Below are 451 nucleotides of genomic sequence, written 5' to 3' on the forward strand. Positions count from 1 at the left end.
CTCATAAAGCTTCCGCGATTTAAAGAATCATGACGAATCGTTAATAATTCACCTGTGCTGCCAAACAGTACTTGCTGGTGCGCTACTAAACCTGGAAGTCTTACTGAATGGATGTGCATTCCGTCATAGTTTGCGCCTCTTGCACCAGTATGTGTTTCTTTTTCATCCGGATGCCCTTGCTTTTTCGCCTTTCGTACTTCACTGATCATTTGCGCTGTTTTAATGCCGGTACCAGATGGCGCATCAAGCTTTTGATCATGATGCATTTCGATAATTTCCACATCCGGGAAATATTTTGCGGCATCTTTGGCAAATTTCATCATTAATATTGCACCAATCGCGAAGTTCGGCGCAATAATACAGCCTAATTGTCTTTCGGTTGCCATTTGCTGCAGTTCTTCAAGTTGTTCTTCGGTAAAACCTGTCGTCCCTACAACTGGACGTATATTAT

General features: G+C 42.6%; 1 protein-coding gene. It reads right to left on the reverse strand.

Translation table 11 applies throughout. The features are described 5' to 3' along the window. A partial coding sequence (gene dapB / locus ACTD9P_RS29910) for a 4-hydroxy-tetrahydrodipicolinate reductase (protein ID WP_438870461.1) occupies positions 1-451 on the reverse strand: 451 nt, incomplete at both ends.

It is taken from the genome of Pseudomonas onubensis, from assembly GCF_965653655.1.
Classification (GTDB): Bacteria; Pseudomonadota; Gammaproteobacteria; order Pseudomonadales; family Pseudomonadaceae; genus Aquipseudomonas.